Below are 21,488 nucleotides of genomic sequence, written 5' to 3'. Positions count from 1 at the left end.
GCTTCGGGGCGCGAGTCCGACAACTGTCCACCTGACGGAACGGTCGGGCGACAGGTTCCATGTACTCGCGGGTAGTAATGGTGGCAGGATCTGCCGACATGACTGCGCAGATTCAACGGCACGCCGACGTGATCGTGGTGGGAGCCGGCCTTGCCGGCCTGGCAGCAGCGGCCGAGGTCGCGGACGCCGGAAAGAGCGTTCTCCTGGTCGACCAGGAGCCGGAGCAGTCGCTGGGCGGCCAGGCCTTCTGGAGCCTCGGCGGACTCTTCCTCGTCGACAGCCCCGAACAGCGCCGGATGGGGATCAAGGACTCGCCGGAGCTGGCTCTCCAGGACTGGATGGGATCCGCCCAGTTCGACCGTGACGAGGACCTGTGGCCGCGACGCTGGGCCGAGGCGTACCTCGACTTCGCGGCCGGCGAGAAGCGGTCCTGGCTGCGCCAGATGGGCCACCGGGTCTTCCCCGTCGTCGGCTGGGCCGAGCGTGGCGACGGCCGCGCCGACGGCCACGGCAACTCCGTGCCGCGCTTCCACATCACCTGGGGGACCGGGCCGGGCGTGGTCGAGCCGTTCGAGCGGCGGGTGCGCGCCCATGCCGACACCGGGCGGATCACCTTCGCCTTCCGGCACCGCGTCGACCATCTCGTGGTCGAGGACGGGGCCGTCGCCGGCGTACGCGGCAAGGTGCTCGAACCGAGCGACATCGAGCGCGGCCACGCCTCCTCGCGCACGGAGGTCGAGGACTTCGAGCTCAATGGCCAGGCCGTGATCGTCACCTCCGGCGGCATCGGCGGTGACCACGACCTCGTCCGCAAGCACTGGCCGGCCCGCCTCGGCACGCCGCCGAAGTCGATGGTCTCCGGCGTCCCGGCGCACGTGGACGGCCGGATGCTCGCCATCACCGGAGCCACCGGCGCCAAGATCATCAACGACGACCGGATGTGGCACTACGTCGAGGGCATCCGCAACTGGGACTCGATCTGGGCCAACCACGGCATCCGGATCCTGCCTGGCCCCTCCTCGCTGTGGCTGGACGCGACCGGCAAGCGTCTCCCGGCGCCGTTCTTCCCCGGCTTCGACACCCTCGGCACTCTCAAGCACCTGCGCCAGACCGGCTACGACTACTCCTGGTTCGTGCTGACCGAGAAGATCATCAAGAAGGAGTTCGCTCTCTCCGGCTCGGAGCAGAACCCGGACCTCACCGGCAAGGACATCAAGCTGTTGGCCGAGCGGGCGCGCAAGGGTCCCGGCCCGGTGAAGAGCTTCATGGAGCACGGCGAGGACTTCGTGGTCGCCGACAACCTCACCGCGCTGGTCCACGGCATGAACGGCCTCGCCGACAAGGACCCGACCGGACCGCAGATCAACGAGGGCGAGCTGCGTCGCATCCTCGAGGCCCGCGACCGCGAGATCGCCAACAACTTCACCAAGGACGCCCAGATCACCGCGCTGTACGCGGCTCGCCACTACCGCGGCGACAAGCTGCAGCGCACCGCCAAGCCGCACCGGATCCTCGACCCCGAGGCCGGCCCGCTGATCGCGGTCAAGCTGCACATCCTCTCCCGCAAGACCCTCGGCGGGCTCGAGACGGACCTGTCCGGCCGCTGCCTGACCGCCGCCGGCACCCCGCTGCCCGGGCTCTACGCGGCCGGTGAGGTCTCCGGCTTCGGCGGCGGCGGGATGATGGGCTACAACGCTCTCGAGGGCACCTTCCTCGGCGGCTGCCTGTTCTCGGGACGTACGGCGGGCAGGGCCGCGGCCGCCGCGGTCTGATTCGGGGGTCGAGCTTGTCGAGACCGGCTCAGTGGGCGCCGGAGAGGTTGAGCCCGACCACGCCGACGACGATCATCGCCAGGAAGCCGGCCTTGGCGGCGGTGAGGTGCTCGCCGAGGAACATCACCCCGATGCCCGCGACCAGTGCGGTGCCGAGGCCTGACCAGATGGCGTACGCCACCGAGACCGGCATCCGCTCGACGACGACGGACAGCAGCCAGATCGAGGCGCCGTAGCCGGCCAGGACGGCGACCGACCAGCCGAGGTTGCGGAAGCCCTCGGTGCGGGGGAGCAGCGCGGTGCTGACGACCTCGATCGCGATGGCGGCGACGAGCAGAATGGCGGCGTACATCTTCGGGTCCTCCTGAGGCGCATGTAGCGACTGCTACATCATGCCAAATGTAGCAGTCGCTACATGTTGGGCATAATGCTTTTCATGGACCGCAAGGAGGAGCTCCTCGGGCAGGTGGTCGACCACGTGCTCGAGCGCGGGCTGATCGGGCTGACCCTGCGTCCGCTGGCGGCGGCGATCGGCACCAGCGACCGGATGCTGATCTATCACTTCGGCGGTCGCGACGAGCTCGTCGCCGCGGTGGTGGCGCGCACCAACGAGCTCTCCGTCGCGGCGGTCGCGGCGCTGGAGCCGGCCGGTGACGTACGTGCCGGGGTGGATGCCCTGTGGCGGGCCTACCGCACCGAGCCGCTGCACAGCTGTCTGCAGATCTACCTGCAGGCGGCCGCGACCGGGCTGATCGGGATGGAGCCCTATCGCTCGGTCGTCCGGGAGACCAACGAGCTGTGGTACGCCGCGCTGCGCGACTACATCACCGCCTGTGGCGCGCCGGCCGAGCGTGCCGGCCGGATCGTCACGCTCGTCGACTCGTCGCTGTTCGGCTTCCACCTGGACCTGGCCACCGACCGGCCGGACGAGCTCGCCGCCGGTGTGGCTGATCTCGCCGCGGCCGCGGGTGCGATCGCCGAGGGCTGATCGGGGGGTCCGGCACAATGCGCGGGTGAACTCGCTGCTGAAGACCATCCCCGCCGACCGCATGCATCTGTGGCTGATGCTCGTGCTGACCTTCACCACGGGCATCAACGACGCCGTCGGCTACCTCGGTCTGGACAAGGTGTTCACCGGCAACATGACCGGCAACGTGGTCATCCTCGGCATGGCACTGGTCGGCGACACCGGACTCCCGGTCCTCGGACCGGCGCTCGCGCTGGTCGGGTTCATGGCCGGCGCCGCTCTCGGTGGGCGGGTGCTGAAGGCCGACAAGCGGGCTTGGAGCGCGCGTACGACCGTGCTGTTCTCCCTGGTCGCAGCGGTGATGCTGGCGCTGGCCGGGCTGCTCTTCGTCACCGGGGACGAGCCCTCGAGCGCGGTGATGATCACGACCACCACGCTCGCCGCGTTCGCCATGGGGACCCAGGCGGCGGCCGCTCGCCACATCGCGGTCAAGGACGTGACCACCGTCGTCGTCACCAGCACGATCACCGGCCTCGCGGCCGACTCACCGATCGGGTCCGGCAAGGCGTCCTTCCGCGGCGGCGGCACTGCGCGGCGCGCGATCACCGTGCTGCTGATCCTGCTCGGCGCCTCCGCGGGCGCCGGGATGCTGCTGTGGCACACCGGCGGCGGTCTGCTGCTCGCCGGCATCCTGATCGGGCTCGCCACCATCCTCGGCGCCTGGCACGCCCGGGTACACCGCGCGATCATCTAGGGCCGGATCATCTAGGGTCTGCCACGTGGAGTGCCCCAAGTTCGCGGTCAGCGTCGATCTCGTCGTGCTCACCGTGCGTGACGACGCGCTCTGCGCCCTGGTCGTACGCCGCGGCATCGAGCCGTTCGCCGGCGCCTGGGCGCTTCCGGGCGGGTTCGTCCTCGACGACGAGGGCCTCGAGGAGGCTGCGGCGCGCGAGCTCGCCGAGGAGACCGGCATCCGGCCGGGGAGTGTGCATGTCGAGCAGCTGGCGACGTACGGATCTCCGGGGCGGGACCCGCGGACGCGGGTCGTGACCGTCGCCTATCTCGCGCTGGCGCCCGACCTGCCGGTGCCCGCGGCGGGTTCGGATGCGGCGGACGCGCAGTGGTGGCCGGTCGACTCGCTCCTGGCCGGCGGCGGCCTCGCCTTCGACCACGCCGCGATCCTGCGTGACGGTGTCGAGCGCGCCCGCTCCAAGCTGGAGTACTCACCGCTGGGCGCGGCGTTCTGCGCCGAGGAGTTCACCGTCGCCGAGCTGCGCCGGGTCTACGAGATCGTCTGGGGCGAGCGCCTCGACCCCCGCAACTTCCATCGCAAGGTCACCAAGACCGAGGCGTTCCTCGAACCGACGGGCACCACGACGACCAGGGACGGTGGCCGGCCGGCTCAGCTCTTCCGCCGGGGCTCCGCCGAGCACCTGCACCCGCCGCTGCTGCGTCGTACGACCTGACGGTTTGGTCACCGAACGGTCTCAGGCTGATCACGAACCGATAACGGGCGGAGCCGGTGTGGCAGACGGCACACGCGACGCGGCCGAGCACGTCGGGTAACTAGACAACAGCCACGGCATTCTTGTCCAGCGGACGCCGTGTCTCGGGACCGTACGCCCTGGTCCAGAGTTCCTTCTTGAAAGGGTCGTTACAACGCCGAAACGCCAGTGCCAGCCCCTGAAACCTCCGCTCGCTACGGTCCCCGAAACCTATGCGTGACACTCCTCGAAGGGAACTCGTTTCGATGTCTGCCCCCGCCTCTCGGACCTCGCGACGTAAGTCAGTACACCCCCGATATCTGCACCGCCGGGCCGCCGCGGCCCTCCTGACCCTGGTCGCCGCCACCACCCTGGCCGCCTGCGGCTCCGACTCCGAAGAAGGCAGCAGCGAGGAGGGCTTCGGCACCATCTCGATGCAGTACTCCTGGATCAAGAACGAAGAGTTCGCCGGCGAGTTCTACGCCGAGGACAAGGGCTACTACGAGGAAGCCGGCTTCGACGCTGTCAACGGCATCTCCGGCCCCGACACCGGCGTGGCCAAGCTGCTCTCCGGCAAGGTCCAGGTCGCCATCAACGACGCCGCCTCGGTCGGCTCCGCGATCGCCGAGCAGGAGGCGCCGCTGAAGATCATCGGCGCGACCTTCCAGAAGAACCCGTTCACGATCCTCTCGCTGAAGGACGGCGGCAACATCGCGACGCCGGCCGACCTCAAGGGCAAGAAGATCGGCGTCCAGGACTCCAACGTCAACGTCTTCAAGGCGATCCTCGCGGCCAACGGCCTGGAGGAGAAGAAGGACGACATCACCGTCGTCCCGGTCGAGTTCGACCCGACGCCGCTGATGAAGGGCCAGGTCGACGGCTTCATGGCCTACCTGACCAACGAGTCCATCACCGTGGAGCTCGCCGGCCACGAGGTCACCAACCTGCCCTACGCCGAGAACGGCGTGCCGTACGTCGCCGAGACCTACACCGTCACCGACCAGTACCTCGCCGAGAACCGCGACCTTCTCAAGGCGCTGCTGACCGCCGAGATCAAGGGCTGGACCGAGACCTTCAAGAACCCCAGCGACGAGGTGGTCAAGGTCGTCACGACCCACTACAACCAGGCGGCCAGCGACTCCGACGGTCTCGAGGCCAGCTTCGGTGAGCTCGACCCGGTCAAGACCAAGCGCGGTCTCGAGGAGTCGCAGAAGCTGATCTCGACGCCGGAGACCGAGAAGAACGGCCTTTTCACCATCTCCGATGAACTCCAGCAGCAGACCGTCGACTCGCTCGCCGCCGCCGGCTGGGAGGTCTCGGTCGAGGACCTGTTCGACACCTCGATCATCGACGAGATCTACGAGGAGAACCCCGAGCTGAAGGACTACCAGAAGTAGTCATGGCCGAGAACAAGCTCATGGATGCCGGTGCTCCCGCTGCGGAGACCGGCGGCGGCACCGGCATCCACATCTCCGGAATCAGCAAGGTCTTCGGCTCCGGGTCGAAGGCCGTCACCGCGCTCAAGGACACCGAGCTCCACACCGACCAGGGCTCGTTCCTGGCCCTGCTGGGGCCCTCAGGCTGCGGCAAGTCGACGATCCTGCGGATCCTCGCGGGCCTGGAGACGCCGACGAGCGGAGAGTCGTACGTCGACGGCAAGGCTCCCGCCGAGCTGCGGCGTGACTCCGAGCTGGGGATCGCCTTCCAGGACCACGCGCTGCTGGCGTGGCGCTCGGTGGTCGGCAACATCAAGCTCGTCTTCGAGGTTGCCGGGCGGCGTCCCGACATGTCCTACATCCGCGAGCTGATCCAGCTCGTGGGGCTGGAGGGCTTCGAGAAGGCCCGCCCCGCGCAGCTCTCCGGTGGGATGCGGCAGCGGGTCTCGATCGCCCGGGCGCTTGCGCTGAAGCCGTCGGTGCTCCTGCTCGACGAGCCGTTCGGCGCGCTGGACGACATGACCCGGCAGAACCTCAACCTGGAGCTGCTGCGGATCTGGACCGAGAAGCCGGCGACCACCCTGCTGGTCACCCACGGTGTGAACGAGGCGATCTTCCTCTCCGACCGGGTCGCGGTGATGTCACCGCGACCGGGCCGGATCAAGGAGATCATCGAGGTCGACCTTCCCCGGCCGCGTACGCCCGACATGATGCGTACCCCGGAGTTCCACGCGCTGGCCGACCGGGCCTCCGAGCTGCTCTTCGGTGACGACGGGCGCGCCGAGGCGGAGTCCTGATGCGACTGAGTCAACAGCTGGCTGGCTGGTTGGCCGGACTGATCGGCGTGGTCGCCCTCTTCGTGCTGTGGGCGGTCGTGGCCGTGGCCGGGTTCCCGCCCGACCCCGGCACCGGGTTCACGCCGGTACCACCGCCGTGGACGGTCCTCTCGGAGATGGCCGCCGCGGGTCCGTCGGCGTTCTGGGACGGCGTGCTCCGGGAGACGCTGATGGAGGCGTCGATCGGGTTCCTCTGGGGCAACCTCATCGCCCTGCTGCTGGCCTCGCTGGTGCTGCTCGTGCCGTGGCTGGAACCGATGATCATGCAGATCGCAGTGACGACGTACTGCCTGCCCGTGGTCGCCGTGGGCGGCATCTCGATCGTGGTCCTCGGCGGCGCCGAGCAGCCCGGTGACCCTTCCAAGACATCGATCTTCCTGGCCGCGCTGATGGTCTTCTTCACGACCGTCGTCGGGGCCGTGCTCGGGTTCAAGTCGGCCGATCGCGCCTCGCTCGACGTGGTGCGGGTTTACGGCGGGTCGGTGTGGACCCAGCTGGTGAAGGTACGCCTCGTCGCGGCCGTGCCGGCGATCCTCAACGCGCTGCAGATCGCGGTGCCGACCGCGATCCTCGGTGCCGTGCTCGGCGAGTACCTCGGCTCCACCGACCGTGGCGTCGGGCGCACTCTGATCGTCCTGCAGGGCAAGCCCGACCCGGAGCGGCTCTGGGCCGTCTTCCTGGTCTGCGCCCTGGTCGCTCTGGCCGGCTACCTGCTGCTGGGGCTGGTCTCGCGTCTGGTGACGCCGTGGGTCGCTGGGAGGTCCGGATGAGGTCGGATGCCAAGGGCCTGTCGCGGGCGGTCCTGGGGCCGGTGCTGCACACCGTCGCCGCACTGGCGATCGTGGTCGTGCTCTGGCAGGGGTTCGTGTCGTTCTCCAGCGTCTCGGAGTTCGTCGCGAAGGCCGCTGGACGTCCTCGACCACCTCTTCACCGGGCCGGACGCGGCCGCCCACCGGGCGGAGCTGTTCCCGCTGACCTGGGTGACCCTGAAGGACGCCGCGCTCGGCTTTCTCGCCGGGATGGCGCTCGCGGTGGTGGCGGCGGTGCTGTTCAACCTGTCGCGTACGGTCGAGGCCGGCGTGATGCCGCTGGCGCTGCTGCTGCGCTCGATCCCGCTGGTCGCGATCGCTCCGGTGGTCATGCTGATCACCGGCCGCGCCTCGACAGCATCGGTCGTGGTGCTCGGGATCATCGTGGTGCTGTTCCCGGCACTGGCCGCGGTCCTGTTCGGCCTCTCGCAGGCCTCGCCGCAGTCGCTGGACCTGGTCGCCGTCTACGGCGGCTCACGGCTCACCGCGATCCGGAAGGTGTCGCTGCCCGGCGCGCTCCCGTCGATCTTCGCCGCCGCCCGCGTCTCGGTTCCCGGCGCCGTCACCGGCGCGCTGCTGGCCGAGTGGCTCTCGACCGGCAAGGGCATCGGCGGCAACATCCAGAAGTTCCCCGCCGCCGCCCGCTTCGACGACCTGTGGGCAGCCGTCGCGATCATCACCGTGGTCACGCTGGTGCTCTACAACCTCGTCCAGCTCCTGGAGTCGGTCGCTTTGGAGCGGATGGGGATGACGACCCGCTAGCGCCGAGGCGTCACGTACGTCGCGCGAAGCGTCACTCCCGTCGGCCGAGTGGGCAATCTGATGCCAACTCGGCCGACGCGCGTGACGCTTCGGCCGACGGGGTGACGCCTCGGCTGTCAGTAGTCGGTGCGGTCCCGCTTCGCGAGCCAGGCGTCGAAGGGGTCGTACGCCTGCGGGATCCGCAGCTCGTCGACGCGGGTCGGCCATTCGTGGTGCTCGTTGGCGCGGCCGGTCCCGAACAGGTCGTAGAAGGCGCGGTCGTCGAACCCGCCCTTGGCCGCGTCGTCACGATCGGCCGCGTAGACCACGCGGTCCAGGCGCGCCCACAGTCCGGTCGCCAGGCACATCGGGCAGGGCTCGCACGAGGTGTAGAGGGTGCAACCGGCCAGCGAGAAGCTGTCGGCCTCCTTGCAGGCGGCACGGATCGCGACGACCTCGGCGTGAGCGCTCGGGTCCAGGTCGCGGGTGACCCGGTTCTGGCCGGTGCCGAGCAGGATGCCGTCGCGCAGGATGATGGCCCCGAACGGTCCACCGCCGTTGTTGACGTTGCGCACGGCCAGTGCGACCGCCTGCTCCAACCACATGCTGTCGGTCATGCCGATTCCCCCTTGCACAGGCCCGAGGATCGATGTTTCTACTGCCATTCTGCTCCCCGACATCACTCGACCTCGTGGAGTCGGTCGTAGGTGGCGCTGATGGCCGAGACGCGGTCGCGTCCGGCCCGCCCCCGCTCGTGGAGTACGCCGTCGGCGAGCACGCTCACCAGCGACATCGGTGCGGCCAGGGAGTCGAAGGCCAGAGCACCCTGGACCGGGCACTCCAGCGCGATGTCGGCACGGCCGAGGTGGACCGTTCCGGTCGGGTCGGCGATCACGATCACGGTGCTCCCAGATGCGGCGGCGGCGTCGACGAACCCGCCGAAGCCGGGCGGTCGGCGGCGGAGCCCGACCGCGACCACCACCGATCCCTCGCCGAGCTCGGCGAGCTCCTCGCCGATGACCTGGCCGGGGGCGGGAGCGAGCGTGACCCGCTCGCGGGTCTGGGTGAGCTGCTGGCGCAGATGGAGCGCGACCGGGTAGGAGTTGCGCCAGCCCGCGACCATCACGTCGCTCGCCCCGGCGATCGCCGCGATCGCCTCGGCGATGCCCGCCTGCTCCACGACGCGCCCGATCGCGGCCGCCTCGCCTTCGGCATGGGCGCTGAGGTCCGGGGCTCCCTCGACACGTCGCGGCTCGCCGGCCGTACGCAGCCCCCGCAGGTGGTCGCGTACCTCGTCGAAGCCGTCGAATCCCAGCGAGCGGAAGAGCCGGCTCATCGTCGCCTTCGAGACCTCCGCGAGCGAGGCCAGCTCGGCCGAGCGGTAGGTCGCCAGGTCGTCGAGATGCTCCAGCAGCGTGTCGGCCGCCTTGCGCTCCTGCGGTGAGAGCTCCTGGTAGTGCACAGCGATCCGCCGGTCGATCCGCGCGTTCATTGGCTGGCCACCGAGGCCCAGGCGTCCGGCTCGGTCGATCCGTCGCGCTGCAGGGTCGCCTCGATGAGCCCGTAGGGGCGGTCGGCGGCGAAGAAGACCTCGCCGGGGTTGTCCGGCCCAGCGTTCTCGAGGTCGAAGGGGGAGAGGTCGACGAGGAAGTGGTGCTTGTTGGGGCAGGAGATCTTGAACTCCGCGATCCCCTCGAAGGCCTCCATCACGGCCCGACCCATCTCGTAGATGGTCTGCTGCAGCGCGAGCGAGTGCACCTCGGCGAAGGTGTCGAGCATGATCGCGCGGATCCGGTCGTAGGCCCCGTTCCAGTCCTCCGGGTGGCTCTCCCACCGCCACCACGCGGTGATCTCGGTCGCCAGGATCCGGTCGGTCGTCTCGGCGAGGGTGGTGTAGCGGTCGCGCGGGAAGCCGTGGAACTCCGACCCGGTCGACTTGAGCACCACCAGATCGGTCAGGCCCGAGAGAACGAACCTTCGCTCGCCATAGCTGTTGACCGCGGCCGTACGCGTCTCCTGACCGCGCCGGGCGAACGAGAATTCGTTCGCCGGGATGCGGTCCCAGGCGTAGGACTCCGCCTTCATCACCGACCCGGTGACCCACGGTTGCCCGGCCCAGTAGGCGGTGAGGTCGAGCAGGAACGCTTCGGGCGAGGAGATGCCGAGCTCCTTGGCCTTCGCGTAGACCACGTTCTTCTGAGTGTCGGTGGCGTGCACGTGCACGTTGTCACCCTCGGTGAAGGCCGTCGCGAAGTCGCCTCTGAGCTGGGTGGACACGTTCAGGTCGTGGATGGTGTGTCGCGCGCCTTCCCGATCGACCTTGACCAGACGCACCTCCGCCTTGCCGTGCTGGTTGGGGCCAAGAGTGATCGACATCAGCTTCCTCGATAGGTCGTGTAGGAGAACGGGCTGAGCAGGAGGGCGACGTGGTGGTGCTCGCCGGCGGTGACGGTGAATCCGATGGTCACCTCGGGGAAGAAGGTCTCGCGATCCTGCTCGGCGAACCAGTGGCCGGTCGCGAAGGTCAGCAGGTGCGGCCCGGGCGGCACCTCGCCCTCGAACCGCACCCGCCCGTCGGCGTCGGTGGTCGCGGTGCGCGCGCTGTCGTCGGGAAGGGTGAGGTAGAGCGCGAGCCCGGCGGCAGGCCGGCCGAGGGCAGCATCGAGGACGTGCGTGGAGACGGTGGTCATACGAGAACCTGTCATGCCAGCAAGCCTTGCAGTCGGAGCAACGCGATCTCGGCGAGCTGGCCCTTGGTCACCGTGATTTCGGTAGCCGGGTCGTTCTCCAGCCGCTCCTCGAGGAGCGCGAGCATCTCCTCGGCGCTGCGCCCGGCCGCCCGCACCAGGTAGATACGCCCGAACCGCTCCTCGTACGCCGCGTTCCCCGCCCTCAGTCGCGCCTGGGCCTCGGCGTCGGCCGGGTCGACCCCGGCCTGCTCTCGGGCGGAGAGCGCGGCGCTCTCCCCGTCCCCGGCGTGCCGCTCGCCGATCCGGGGGTGGTCGGCCAAGGCTGCCTCGACCTCCTCGTCCGTCCAGGCCGCGGCCAGCTGCCTCGCGGCGGCGAGCAGGTCCGGCACGTCCGGATAGGGACGCCCCGCGACCAGTCCGCGGGACCACGAGGGGATCGCGACACAGGGTGCGACCAGCGCCTCCGCCTTGTCGGCGGGCAGGGCATCGAACTCGGCGAGCGTCATCGTCACCTGGTCAGCCTATGAAACGAGCGTTTCGGCGCCCGAAACGCAGGTTGCCTTTGTGTAACGCCCGAGCGGTTACCCCGCGAAGCTCTGCGCCAGGGCGAGGAGGTCGCGGTCGCGGCCGGGTGCGGCGACCAGGCAGAGGCCGGCCGGAAGATTGGTGGGCGTGCGGACCGGGATCGAGACGGCGGGGAGACCGGCGATCCCGGCGATGCAGGTGAGGCGCATGGTGTCGTCGCGCACCCCGGCCGCGTCGGCAGCGGTCGGCGCCACCGAGGAGGCACTGGGGTAGGCGAGGACACGGTCGCCGACGACGTCGAGGATCTCCGTACGCGCCTCCGCGAGCACGGCACGCGCGTCCGCGGCCTGTTCCCGGGTCACCGAACGAGCCATCTCGAACCGACCCCGCACCGCCTCGCCGAGCGTGTCCAGCCGGGTCTCGAGCCAGGCCCCGTGGGCCTGCCACGCCTGGTAGGCCTGCCCGGTGACGAAGGCCTGGCGCCACTCGTCCAGCTGTGCCGGTTCCCAGGCCAGGGGCTTGGCCCCCGGCAACGCCTCGCTCACCGCGGTAGCCACATCCTCCGAGGCGAGCCCGACCAGCGACGGCACCAGGTGGATCTCGTCCAGCGCGGGCGACGCCGCCGGCGCCTCCGGCAGCAGTACGTCCCCCACCGCCTGCAGCAGGAACGCCGAACGCGTCATCCAGCCGACGGTGTCGAAGGCCTTGGCGAGCGGGAGCAGGCCTTCGCGCGAGACGGCCCCGTGCGACGTACGGATCCCGTAGAGGCCCTGGTAGGCGGCCGGGACCCGGATCGAGCCGCCGGTGTCGGTGCCGAGCCCGATCGAGGCCTGGCCGAGGGCGACCGAGGTCGCCGACCCCGATGAGGAGCCGCCGGGGATCCGGCCGGGAGCCTTCGGGTTCGGCGGCGCCCCATAGTGGGCGTTGAGCCCCGACAGCGAGTAGGCGAACTCCTCGGTGCGCGCGATCCCGCGTACCGACGCTCCGGCGTCGAGCAGCGCGGCGACGGCGGCGGCATGTGACGGCGCCGTCGGCGCCTGCTCCAGCCAGGCCGGGCTCCCGGCGCCGACCGCGAAACCGGCGACCGCGAAGAGATTCTTGACCGCGACGGTCTCTCCCGAGAGCGCGCCGTCGGCGGTGTGCGAGGAGACCAGCGGGTCGCCGACGACCCGCCAGATCCGGGTGTCGAAGGCCGGCGCGGGCGCCGAGACATGGGCCGCGGTGACCTGCCAGCCGCCGTACTCGATCCGCACCGGGTCCCGCGCCCACAGCTGCGTCTGCAGACCGCGCCCGCCGCGGTCGAGCTCCGTGACGGCCACGATGAGCGCGTGGTCGTCGTCGATCACCTGCACATGGGTCTGCACGATGCGCCGATTCGGCGCGCCGCCGCGCGACCCGCGAAAGGCGGAGATCTGCTCGTGCCCGACGAGCAGCCCGGCGGCATCGCCGCGCAGGGTGGTCGGTGAGTCGGCGAAGAGCGCGTCCAGAGCGGCGACGTCGTCGGACATCAGCGCGCTCTCGTACGCCCGGAAGGCCTGCAGCAGCCCGTGCGGGACCGGTTTGAGCTGGGCGCCGGCATGTCGAGGGGTCATAGGGCGAAGTCTGCCTTGCGGATCGTGGCGTGTACGCCTTTGACGACGTCGACGACCTGAGAGATCCGGAAGTCGGTGGCCGCCGAGAGATAGGCGTACGCAGCCTCCGGCTCCATCCCGAAGCGCGCGCTGAGCAGGGCGATCGCGGCACGGACGCAGTTCTGCGTGGCCACGTCGAGGGACTCGTCGAGCCCGGTGGGGATCAGAAATTCCGAGGTCTCCGCCAGCGGACCGGCGAGCTCGCCGAACCGCGTGGCGGCCTCCTCGCGAGCGACCAGGTCGAAGCGGAGCGTCGCCCGGAGCGAGGCCTCCAAGGCGGTCAGTGAGACCTCGCCGTCACCCTGCGCGAAGTGCGGGTCGCCGACGTAGGCCAGCGCCCCGGCGACCTGGACGGGCAGGTAGAGGGTCGCCCCGGCCGTGAGCAGCCGGATGTCGATGTTGCCGCCGTGCGACCCGGGCGGGACCGAGTGCGGTCGCTCAGAACCCGGCACGGCGACCCCCATGATCCCGAGGAACGGGTCGAGGGCGAACGACGCCGGCCCGATCACCCCGCGTCCGTCGACGACGGGGGTGAAGACGCTGTGCACCGGCGAGTCGCCCCGCGGGAACTCGTCCGGCAGCGCGCCGCGCCCGTGCCGGTTCGACACCACGCCGTAGGGCACCCGAGGCAGCGTCTCCAGCACCGTGATGGCAACCAGGTCACCGACCTCGGCACCCTCGACCTCGATCGGCCGCGAGACCACGTGCGGACCGTCGACGCCGAAGGTCCGCTCGTAGCCCGACGACGCGAGAGCGACCGCGTCGGAGAGGACGTCGGAGACGCCGTGGGCCGAGAAGAACCTCTCCGGATCCCTCCCCTGGTCCTCGAGGATGCCCTCGTGGGAGATCGTGTCCACGGTCACCGAGGTCCCCGGCGCGATGCTGAGCACGGGGGAGTCAGTCGCGCACGGCAGCCGCCCCCACAGCACGTTGTCGACCTCGGCAGGAAGGTAGGTCGAGGAGCTGATCGGTCCGGTTCCCGGCTGCAGTGCCGTCACGGTGGGGGCAGTCATGGCCGAAACCGTATGGAACCGATGTTTCACGCTCGTGACGCGCGGATCAGCCGATGGTTCAGAAGACGAGCGCGACGCCGAGGAGCACCGCGATGAGCAGCAGCGCCCCGGCGAGGATGAACCCGGTGGAGAAGGCCGGCAGCGGGCGCCGCTCCCGCATCGCGCGCTCGACCCGTGCCCAACGGACCATCGCGAGGACCGTGCACAGGATCGCGGTGAGCACCAGCATGGCGACCACCCCGACGCGTACGCCCTCCGCGGTGGGCACCTGGAACGAGTGCAGCGCAACCGCGCCGGCGAGCAGGCCGAGCACGGTGCGTGCCCAGGCCAGGAAGGTGCGCTCGTTGGCCAGCGTGAACCGGGGATCCGGCTCGGAGCCGTGGTGGTAGACCCAGTGCGGGTGCCGCGGGTCCTCCTTCGATGGCGTCTCGGTCATGCCCCCATCGTCCACCACATCGCGTCCCGATCTAGATTATTACCCATGGGTAATAGGGAAGCGGCCGAGTTCGACCGTGACATCGCGGTCCGCAGGACCGACCAGAAGACGTACGCAGCCGACCTCGCCCCCGGCTGGGTGGTCGGCGGCGGAGTCAACGGCGGCTACCTGCTCGCGGTGATCGCCAACGCGCTGCGGGCTCACCTGCCGAACCACCCCGACCCGATCGTGCTGAGCGCGTTCTACGCCGGCGCGAGCACCCCGGACCCGGCGGAGGTCCGCATCGAGACCAAGCGCGACAAGGGCTCGCTGGCCATCGCGACCGCCGAGCTGTGGCAGGGCGAGGAGCTGCGGATCACCACCACGGCGACGTACGCGGACCTCGACGGTCTCCACGCCAAGAGCAGCGGCTACGAGCGGGTCACCGCGACCGAGCCGGAGCTGCCGCCCCTCGATGAGTGCCTCTCCTCGACCACGGCGCCCGAGGAGATGAAGAAGTTCGTGCCGATGCTGGACCGCTACGAGCTCTGCGTGCCGAAGGACCAGTTCGTCTGGGGCGGCGCCGCGCCGACCGGCGAGGCCGTCTTCACCGGCTGGTTCCGGCACCACGACCGCGAGCCCGACCCGATCTCGCTGCTGCAGGTGCTCGACGCGCTCCCACCGGTCACCTTCGGGCTCGAGCTGCCGGGCTGGGCGCCGACCCTCGAGCTCACCTGCCACATCCGCCACAAGCCGGCGCCGGGCTGGCTCAAGGTCACCCACTTCTCCCGCAACCTCTCGGGCGGCATGTTCGAGGAGGACTGCGAGGTCTGGGACTCCGCGGGCAAGCTGGTCGCGCAGGCGCGTCAGCTGGCTCGGCTGCCGCGCGCCTGACGGGTCAGGGCGGGGCGGTCACATCGGGGCGCAGCGGTCCTTCCCGCCGTACGCGTCCCAGTGCCAGGCCTCGGCCGAGTACTGCTTCAGCCCGACGCTCAGCGCGGTCTTGTTCAGGAACCGCCACACGGCGCTGGCCGGCTCCGAGGCCCGCGTCGCGCAGGTCTTTCCGCCGGTCGCGCTGGGCTGCTCGAAGTCGATGGCGATGCCGAGCTGGTGAGACGAGTAGCCGGGCTGGGCGGTGAGCGTGTAGTCGCCGGCCGGGCAGCCGCCGGTGGCGTCGGTCTGGCACAGCGCCTTCTGCTTCTTCATCGTCCGGAACGAGCTGCCCGCGACCAGGTCGACGCCCTGCTTCGAGGCCTTCTTGACCAGCGCCGCCGCGGCCCCGGAGATGCGGGCGTTGACGACGGTCAGGCCGTCGGCGCCGTCGATGTAGTAGGGGTCGCCCTCGGTGCTCTCGGTGCCCGTGTTGGGCAGCCCCTCGACCGCGCAGAGCCGCACCGGGATCAGCCTGCCCTCGTCGTACCCCTCGCCCTCGCCGAGGTCCTTCGTCCCCGGCGAGCACATGAGCGCGGTCGAGTCGGCCCGTGGGTTGCCGACCGGCCTCGTCGGTGCCGCGACCTCGAGGAGCTTGTCCTCGGCTGCGCCGGCGGCACGCTGCTCAGAGGCCTCCACGGCCAGCTCGGCGAGGTGGCCGGTGACCCCGCCCGCGTTCGCGTCAGGGTCGGTCTGGGCGGCGTCCGGTGCCGTCTTCGGGACGTCCTCGGGGCAGGTCGTGATCGACTCGCTCAGTGGCTTCTGGGTCCCGGTCGCGAGGGTGATGTCGGCGCACACGACCGTGGTGTGGTCCCGCTTGGCGTAGGTGTCCTGCCAGGTCCGGTAGCCCGCCACCGAGAAGCTGCTGTTCGCCTCGTCGACCTGCAGCGTACGTAGCCTCAGGCCGTCGCCGTAGGCGCCCGGCTGCTCCAGCCAGGTGCCGATGTCCGCGGCGGTCACCTCCCAGCCGACGCTGCGCAGCGACGCCACGGCCACCGACAGGTCGCTGCCGACGCCGTTCAGGTCGTCGGTCGTGGTCTGCTTCCACTTCTGCATCTGGTCGTAGAAGTCGTACGCCCCGTAGCCGCCGACACCGACCAGCGCGAGCACCAGCAGGCTCACGAGAACCTTCGGCCACCGCCGCTTCTTCGGCGGCTCGGGCCCGAACCGGCCGGGACCGAAACCCTGCGGGTACCCCGGGGGCGGCTGCTGCCCGTACGGCTGCTCGGGGTAAGGCTGCTCGGGGTAGGGCTGCTCGGGGTAGGGCTGATCCGGATAGGGCTGCTGGCCGTAGGGGTCCTGCTCAGGCGGATAAGGCTGCTGTGCCGGCGGATAGGGCTGCTGCTGAGGCGGGTACGGCCGCTGGTCGGGGTAGCGCTGCCCGCCCGGGTAGGGCTGGTGCTGCCCCGGATGAGGCCGCTGCTGACCGGGGTGCGGCTGCTGCTGGCCGGGGCGGGGCTGGTGCTGACCCGGGTGGGGCTGCTGAGGTCGGCCCGGCTGCGCCGGTGGTCGTTGGGGCTGCCGCGGGCCGGGGAAGGGCTCCTGTCCCCGGTAGGGCGGGCGAGGCTCGCCGGGGCGCCGCGGGGGCCACTGCTGATCGCTCATGAACGGACCCCGGACGGGGGGAGGTAGGCGATGAGCAGAAGACAGCGGGGCACGGCGTTGGAGCGTACCCAAGAGACACCACTTTCCGGGCGTCTAGGGAACAATCTCACACGTGAACAGCCCCAAGACCGTAGTAGCCGCGGCGATACTGAGCGCCGACGGCAAGCAGGTGCTGGCCGCGAGGCGTACCTCCCCGCCCGAGGCCGCCGGACGCTGGGAGCTCCCCGGCGGCAAGGTCGAGGAGGGGGAGACGCCGGAGGCGGCCCTCGTCCGGGAGATCGGCGAGGAGCTCGGCTGCCTGATCGAGGTGCTCGACTGGATGCAGGGCGAGGCATCGATCGGCGAGAGCCACCGGCTGGTCGCTGCGACCGCCCGGGTGGTCGCCGGGGAGCCGAGACCGCGCGAGCACGACCAGATCCTCTGGCTGACGGCCGAGGACCTCGACTCGATCGACTGGCTCGAGCCCGACCGTCCGTTCCTCGATGCGCTCCGCCACGTACTCGGCGTGCCCGAAGGGCCCACCCTTCGCGGCATCTTCTTCGAGGAGGAGCACGCCCGGTCGGCCGCCTCGAGGCTGGAGCGCGAGGGCTGGACGGCCCGGGTCAGCCGGGAGCGCTACCAGGGCGAGGACGACGACGAGGACCACCCCTGGTCCGTGGAGACGGACGCCCCGGAGATGGTTCTGGAACTGCTGGTGGACGAGCACGACGGCTGGCTCGACATCCCCGAGGACGCACCGGACGACTCGATCGCCCCCGAACCCGTCGAGCTGCCCGACAACCCGAAGCGGATAAAGCGCCCAGACTTGGGCAACTCCTAGGATCGATAACGTGACTTCACAGAAGAGCCTGCTGCTCGTGCATGCCCACCCCGATGACGAGACGATCGCGACGGGGGCGACGATGGCGAGATATCTCGCCGAGGGCGCCCGCGTCACCCTGGTGACCTGCACCGCCGGTGAGATGGGCGAGATCCTGGTCCCCGGCCTCGCCCATCTCGCTGCCGACCAGGACGACGCCCTGGGCGAGCACCGCCGGGGCGAGATCGACGACGCGATGGCGGCCCTGAAGGCACCCGACGGCAGCCAGGTCGACCACCGCTGGCTGGGCGGATTCGGCAACTACCGTGACTCCGGGATGACCTGGAGCGAGGACCGCACCCACGCGCTCCCCGACCCCGATGCGCGCGAGAACGCCTTCTGGTACGCCGACCTCAACGAGGCCGCCGACCACCTCGTCACGATCATCCGCGAGGTGCGCCCGCAGGTTCTGGTCACCTACGACGAGTTCGGCAACTACGGCCACCCCGACCACATCCAGGCTCACCGGGTCGCGACGTACGCCGCCCATCTCGCCGCCGTGCCGACCTACAAGAAGGAGCTCGGCGAGGCCCACGAGATCGACCGGATCTTCTGGACCGCGATCGCGGAGAGCTGGATCCGCGAGGGGCTGCGGGCGGCCCGCGCGGCCGGCGACGAGGACGCGCTCGGTGGGATGGACCCGGAGGGCCCGCTGCCGATGGCCACTCCCGACGTCGACATCGCCGCCGCGATCGACGGCACCGCCTATGCCGATCAGAAGGTCGCCGCGATGCGCGCCTACCCGACCCAGATGGACATGGAGCAGGGAATGTTCGCGATGACCAACAGCCTCGGTACGACCGCGTGGTCCCAGGAGCACTTCCGGATCGCCAAGGGAGCCATCGAAGAGACTGTCGAAGGGACCGTCGACGGGACCACCCTGACCGACCTCTTCGCCGGGTTGTGAGGCTGCTCGGCGGCGGCCTGGCTCGTTGTGCGGCCGGTCTTCTCCTCGGTCTCGTCGTCGGGGTCGCGGCGGTCGCAGTCCACCCCTGGTGGTGGGGTCTGCTGCTCGCCCTGGCCGCGTCCTCGGCGTTGCTGCTCGTGCTCCCGCGCGGGGTCTCGAGGATCGCGTACGCCGCGGCCTGGGCGATCGTGGTCGCACTGGCCGCGACGCCGAGGTCGACGGGCGGTTATGCCGTCGCGGGTGACGTGGCGGGGTACCTGACGATCTTCTGGGCCGTGCTGATGATCGTCGTGGCCACCGCGACCGTGTCGAGGGTCGCTTCCCGGGCGGATCAGGACCTCCCCGGGAAGTGACGAACGTCCCAAGATGGGCTACGGGTTCGGCCTAGGGGGGTATAGGTCCTAGGCTCTCCCGCATGTCCAATGAGCCCGAGGCCTCCAAGGCCCCCGAGCCCGCGAAGCAAACTGACGCGGCCGGGTCCAACGCCAGCCAAGCTGGCGCGGACGATGCTGCCATCGAGACGATCATGATCCCTCAGATCGAGATCGACGCCCGTGTTGCCGAGTCCACGGGTGCTACGCCGGTCCCGAACGACGCCGATCAGGATCCCGCCGAGGAGACCCTGCTGCGCAGCACGATGCTGCGCTCGGAGCTGCCGAAGCGTGCGGAGCTGCCGCAGGACGACAACTTCCTCTTCGTATCGAAGAACCGGAAGTTCGCCCCGGAGCCGGACGCGGTCGACGCCGCCCCCGAGCTGGACAGCGATGCGGCCACCGAGATCGCGCTCGACAACCAGGCCCAGAACCCTCCCGACTTCGACGACGAGCCGCTCGAGGCGACCGTCATGGGCGTCGGGCCGTTCGTCGTGCACGAGCCGGCCCCCGCCGACCAGCCCGGCTTCGACCAGCCCGGCTTCGACCAGCCCGGCTTCGACCACTCCGGTTACGATCACTCCGCCTTCGAGCAGCCCGACTACGCCCAGCCGGTCGCGGCAGAGAGCAAGCCGCTCGGCACCGGCACCAAGGTCGTCGCTGCGATCGCGGGGGGCATCGCAGTCCTGGCCTTCGTCGGCTGGGCTGCTGCGTACGCCGTGGCGGGGGAGAAGATCCCCGAAGGCACCACGGTCGCGGGCGTGGACATCGGCGGCATGACGGCCGCCGCGGCGACTCCGCTGCTGGACCAGAAGTTCGCTCCCGCCCACAGCCAGCCGATCAACGTGAGCGCGGGCGACAGCACGACCGAGGTCAACCCGGCCGACGCCGGCCTGAGCTTCGATGCCGAGGCGACGATCGAGAAGGCCAACGCCGTACGCAGCTGGAGCCCGGTCAAGCTGTGGAAGCACTTCACCGGCGGTGCCGAGATCGAGCCCGTCGTCAAGGCCGACGACAAGCTGATCGCCAAGGTCGCCGCCAAGGTGAACAAGCGCGCCGGCACCCCCTTCAAGGACGGCGACGTCGTCATCAAGAAGGGCAAGATCAAGACCACCCAGCCGGTCGCCGGTGAGGGCGTCAGCGACGAGGCCCTCCGGACCGCGCTCGCCGGTCAGCTCCTCGTCGAGGGCGACCGCAAGGCCGACGTACCTCTCGCGGAGCTCACCCCCGACGTCGACGAGGCCGACGTCCAGGAGGCGGTCGACAAGGTCGCCACGCCGGCGGTCTCCGGGCCGATCACGCTGAAGTTCGAGAAGACGCCGGTGGAGCTGTCCCCGAAGGAGTTCGGCGACGCGATCCGGTTCGACCCGAAGGACGGCGAGCTGCAGGCCTCGGTCGCGCCCAGCAAGCTCAAGAAGGTGCTCAAGAAGGCCCTCGCCGACGACGCCGCGAAGCCGGTCGACGCGACCATCAAGATGGTCAACGGCGCTCCGAAGGTCATCCCCGCCAAGCCGGGTGTCACCTTCAACCAGAAGGACCTGGAGGCGGTCTTCCTCGACGTCGTCACGGCGCCGAAGGGCGAGCGCACCGTCGAGGTGAAGTCGAAGGTCGCCAAGCCGAAGGTCACCACCGAGGAGGCCAAGGCCTGGGGCGTGAAGGAGAAGGTCTCGACCTTCACCACCAACTTCCCCTACGCCGAATACCGCAACGTCAACATCGGTCGCGCCGCCGAGCTGGTCAACGGCACCGTGCTCGCGCCGGGGGACACCTTCTCGATGAACGGCATCGTCGGGGAGCGTACGGCCGCCAACGGGTTCACCAAGGGCTGGATGATCCAGAACGGCGTCTTCCGCGAGGACTACGGCGGCGGTGTCTCGCAGATGGCGACGACCACGTTCAACGCGATGTTCTTCGCCGGCCTCCAAGACGTCGAGCACAAGGCCCACTCGCTCTACATCGACCGCTACCCGATCGGCCGTGAGGCGACCGTCGCCTGGCCCTCGCTGGACCTCAAGTTCAAGAACAACACCAAGTACGGCGTCCTGATCCGCTCCTGGGTGAACCCTGCCAGCGGCAGCAGCCAGGGCTCGGTGACCGTCGAGATGTGGTCCACCAAGATCTGGGACATCAAGACCCGCACCGGCGAGCGCTACGACTTCAAGCAGCCGGGCAAGCAGAAGATCACCGACGGCAACTGCGAGAACACCGTCGGCGCCCAGGGCTTCTCGATCAACGTCTGGCGCGACTTTTACAACGCGGGTTCGGGCTCGAAGGTCGACACCGAGACTTTCAAGACCACCTACATCCCGCAGGACGAGGTCGAGTGCACCGACGAGTCTGAGAAGCCGCCGCCGCCCGCCGATCCCAACTGAGCCGAGTCGGCCGGTTCTGACCACAACCAACGCCGAGCCGGAGGGCACCTTCGGTGACTGTGGAAGTTGAAGATCGTGGCTCGGTTCCGGTAGCGCTGTGACCGGGGCCGGGCCACGATGGTGTT

General features: G+C 70.0%; 23 protein-coding genes. 13 read left to right on the top strand and 10 right to left on the bottom strand.

Going from position 1 to position 21,488, the window contains the following annotated elements; all coding sequences use genetic code 11:
- Positions 1-98 precede the first annotated feature (98 nt).
- Positions 99-1,772, top strand: a complete 1,674-nt coding sequence (locus tag ACFWQC_RS07270; RefSeq protein WP_378675146.1) for an FAD-binding dehydrogenase — start codon at positions 99-101, stop codon at positions 1,770-1,772.
- Between the two features lie 28 nt (positions 1,773-1,800).
- Here ACFWQC_RS07270 and ACFWQC_RS07265 read toward each other — a convergent pair whose 3' ends face one another.
- Positions 1,801-2,124: a multidrug efflux SMR transporter gene (locus tag ACFWQC_RS07265; protein ID WP_160024812.1), complete on the bottom strand. Its 324-nt coding sequence runs from the start codon at positions 2,122-2,124 to the stop codon at positions 1,801-1,803.
- A gap of 84 nt (positions 2,125-2,208) precedes the next feature.
- Between ACFWQC_RS07265 and ACFWQC_RS07260 the strand changes: the two genes are divergently transcribed.
- The 7 genes from ACFWQC_RS07260 to ACFWQC_RS07230 all read left to right on the top strand — a co-directional run bounded on the left by ACFWQC_RS07260 (position 2,209) and on the right by ACFWQC_RS07230 (position 8,066).
- Entirely contained in the window at positions 2,209-2,760 is a 552-nt protein-coding gene (locus ACFWQC_RS07260) for a TetR/AcrR family transcriptional regulator (RefSeq protein ID WP_378675143.1), read from the top strand.
- A gap of 25 nt (positions 2,761-2,785) precedes the next feature.
- The gene (locus ACFWQC_RS07255; protein ID WP_378675141.1) at positions 2,786-3,493 is read left to right on the top strand and encodes a YoaK family protein; all 708 of its coding nucleotides are present in this window, start codon (positions 2,786-2,788) and stop codon (positions 3,491-3,493) included.
- Positions 3,494-3,518: 25 nt separating this feature from the next.
- Complete coding sequence (locus ACFWQC_RS07250) at positions 3,519-4,205, top strand: NUDIX domain-containing protein (protein ID WP_378675139.1); 687 nt, start codon at positions 3,519-3,521, stop codon at positions 4,203-4,205.
- 284 nt (positions 4,206-4,489) lie between these two features.
- Positions 4,490-5,620 carry an ABC transporter substrate-binding protein gene (locus ACFWQC_RS07245; RefSeq protein WP_378675136.1) on the top strand — a complete coding sequence of 377 codons (1,131 nt, stop codon included), beginning with the start codon at positions 4,490-4,492 and terminating at the stop codon, positions 5,618-5,620.
- A 2-nt stretch (positions 5,621-5,622) separates the two neighbouring features.
- Positions 5,623-6,456, top strand: coding sequence for an ABC transporter ATP-binding protein (locus ACFWQC_RS07240; protein WP_378675133.1), 834 nt, complete (start codon positions 5,623-5,625; stop codon positions 6,454-6,456).
- Positions 6,456-7,265, top strand: coding sequence for an ABC transporter permease (locus ACFWQC_RS07235; protein WP_378675130.1), 810 nt, complete (start codon positions 6,456-6,458; stop codon positions 7,263-7,265). Before ACFWQC_RS07240 ends, ACFWQC_RS07235 begins: the two co-directional genes overlap by 1 nt.
- Before the next feature lie 210 nt (positions 7,266-7,475).
- A complete protein-coding gene (locus tag ACFWQC_RS07230) occupies positions 7,476-8,066 on the top strand; it encodes an ABC transporter permease (protein ID WP_378675127.1) in 591 nt (196 codons plus the stop codon).
- A gap of 116 nt (positions 8,067-8,182) precedes the next feature.
- On the opposite strand, the gene ACFWQC_RS07225 is transcribed toward ACFWQC_RS07230, so the two are convergent.
- The 8 genes from ACFWQC_RS07225 to ACFWQC_RS07190 form a co-directional block, all read right to left on the bottom strand.
- Positions 8,183-8,662 carry a nucleoside deaminase gene (locus ACFWQC_RS07225; protein WP_378675124.1) on the bottom strand — a complete coding sequence of 160 codons (480 nt, stop codon included), beginning with the start codon at positions 8,660-8,662 and terminating at the stop codon, positions 8,183-8,185.
- A 62-nt stretch (positions 8,663-8,724) separates the two neighbouring features.
- Positions 8,725-9,537 carry a MurR/RpiR family transcriptional regulator gene (locus tag ACFWQC_RS07220; RefSeq protein WP_378675121.1) on the bottom strand — a complete coding sequence of 271 codons (813 nt, stop codon included), beginning with the start codon at positions 9,535-9,537 and terminating at the stop codon, positions 8,725-8,727.
- A complete protein-coding gene (gene pucL / locus ACFWQC_RS07215) occupies positions 9,534-10,421 on the bottom strand; it encodes a factor-independent urate hydroxylase (protein ID WP_378675118.1) in 888 nt (295 codons plus the stop codon). Before pucL ends, ACFWQC_RS07220 begins: the two co-directional genes overlap by 4 nt.
- A complete protein-coding gene (gene uraH, locus ACFWQC_RS07210) occupies positions 10,421-10,735 on the bottom strand; it encodes a hydroxyisourate hydrolase (RefSeq protein WP_378675115.1) in 315 nt (104 codons plus the stop codon). Before uraH ends, pucL begins: the two co-directional genes overlap by 1 nt.
- Positions 10,736-10,746: 11 nt before the next feature.
- Positions 10,747-11,241, bottom strand: coding sequence for a 2-oxo-4-hydroxy-4-carboxy-5-ureidoimidazoline decarboxylase (gene uraD, locus ACFWQC_RS07205; protein ID WP_378675732.1), 495 nt, complete (start codon positions 11,239-11,241; stop codon positions 10,747-10,749).
- A 75-nt stretch (positions 11,242-11,316) separates the two neighbouring features.
- Positions 11,317-12,852 carry an AtzH-like domain-containing protein gene (locus tag ACFWQC_RS07200; RefSeq protein WP_378675112.1) on the bottom strand — a complete coding sequence of 512 codons (1,536 nt, stop codon included), beginning with the start codon at positions 12,850-12,852 and terminating at the stop codon, positions 11,317-11,319.
- Positions 12,849-13,904, bottom strand: coding sequence for an acetamidase/formamidase family protein (locus ACFWQC_RS07195; protein ID WP_378675109.1), 1,056 nt, complete (start codon positions 13,902-13,904; stop codon positions 12,849-12,851). The genes ACFWQC_RS07200 and ACFWQC_RS07195 overlap by 4 nt, the downstream gene beginning before the upstream one ends.
- Before the next feature lie 58 nt (positions 13,905-13,962).
- On the bottom strand, positions 13,963-14,340 hold the full coding sequence (locus ACFWQC_RS07190; protein ID WP_378675106.1) for a YidH family protein: 378 nt from the start codon (positions 14,338-14,340) through the stop codon (positions 13,963-13,965).
- Positions 14,341-14,385: 45 nt separating this feature from the next.
- Between ACFWQC_RS07190 and ACFWQC_RS07185 the strand changes: the two genes are divergently transcribed.
- Positions 14,386-15,213, top strand: coding sequence for a thioesterase family protein (locus tag ACFWQC_RS07185; RefSeq protein WP_378675103.1), 828 nt, complete (start codon positions 14,386-14,388; stop codon positions 15,211-15,213).
- 18 nt (positions 15,214-15,231) lie between these two features.
- Here the strand turns inward: ACFWQC_RS07185 and ACFWQC_RS07180 are convergent, their stop codons facing one another.
- Complete coding sequence (locus tag ACFWQC_RS07180; RefSeq protein WP_378675100.1) at positions 15,232-16,854, bottom strand: D-alanyl-D-alanine carboxypeptidase family protein; 1,623 nt, start codon at positions 16,852-16,854, stop codon at positions 15,232-15,234.
- Between the two features lie 112 nt (positions 16,855-16,966).
- On the opposite strand from ACFWQC_RS07180, the gene ACFWQC_RS07175 reads away from it, so the two are divergent.
- The 4 genes from ACFWQC_RS07175 to ACFWQC_RS07160 all read left to right on the top strand — a co-directional run bounded on the left by ACFWQC_RS07175 (position 16,967) and on the right by ACFWQC_RS07160 (position 21,363).
- The gene (locus tag ACFWQC_RS07175) at positions 16,967-17,674 is read left to right on the top strand and encodes a (deoxy)nucleoside triphosphate pyrophosphohydrolase (protein WP_378675097.1); all 708 of its coding nucleotides are present in this window, start codon (positions 16,967-16,969) and stop codon (positions 17,672-17,674) included.
- Between the two features lie 10 nt (positions 17,675-17,684).
- Positions 17,685-18,620 carry an N-acetyl-1-D-myo-inositol-2-amino-2-deoxy-alpha-D-glucopyranoside deacetylase gene (gene mshB / locus ACFWQC_RS07170; RefSeq protein WP_378675094.1) on the top strand — a complete coding sequence of 312 codons (936 nt, stop codon included), beginning with the start codon at positions 17,685-17,687 and terminating at the stop codon, positions 18,618-18,620.
- Positions 18,617-18,973, top strand: coding sequence for a hypothetical protein (locus ACFWQC_RS07165; RefSeq protein WP_378675091.1), 357 nt, complete (start codon positions 18,617-18,619; stop codon positions 18,971-18,973). Before mshB ends, ACFWQC_RS07165 begins: the two co-directional genes overlap by 4 nt.
- Before the next feature lie 62 nt (positions 18,974-19,035).
- Complete coding sequence (locus ACFWQC_RS07160; protein ID WP_378675088.1) at positions 19,036-21,363, top strand: VanW family protein; 2,328 nt, start codon at positions 19,036-19,038, stop codon at positions 21,361-21,363.
- Positions 21,364-21,488 lie beyond the last annotated feature (125 nt).

It is taken from the genome of Nocardioides sp. NPDC058538 (assembly GCF_042719275.1).
Lineage (GTDB): Bacteria > Actinomycetota > Actinomycetes > Propionibacteriales > Nocardioidaceae > Nocardioides.
This window is presented reverse-complemented; position numbering and strand designations above follow the sequence as displayed.